Source organism: Plebeiibacterium marinum (assembly GCF_026013615.1).
GTDB classification, from domain to species: Bacteria; Bacteroidota; Bacteroidia; order Bacteroidales; family Marinilabiliaceae; genus Saccharicrinis; species Saccharicrinis marinus_A.
In genome coordinates this window covers 1-320 of the sequence record NZ_JAPDPI010000180.1, presented here as the reverse complement: position 1 = coordinate 320, position 320 = coordinate 1, and the positions used below count along the sequence as shown (strand labels likewise).

Here is a 320-nt window from a genome sequence, read left to right as displayed (position 1 = left end):
GTATATGAAGTATGTGATTCAAATGGTGCTTGCGATCAGGCTACTGTAGTTATTACCATTAATGCTATTGCTGATAATAATGCACCGGTTGCCACTGATGATGTTGCAAGTGTAGACGAGGATAGCGTGTTAAATGGAACAACACTATTGTCTAATGATAGCGATCCTGATGGGGATGAATTAACCATTAATACAACTCCGGTAACAGGGCCTACCAATGGTAGTTTGGTTATCAATGCTGATGGCACTTATACTTACACTCCAGATAAAGATTTTATTGGAGAAGATAGTTTTGTGTATGAAGTATGTGATTCAGAAGG

General features: G+C 38.4%; 1 protein-coding gene. It reads left to right on the top strand.

What is annotated here, in order from left to right:
• Positions 1-320, top strand: a 320-nt coding sequence (locus tag OM074_RS21400) for an Ig-like domain-containing protein (RefSeq protein ID WP_301202738.1), incomplete at both ends; no start/stop codon positions are given.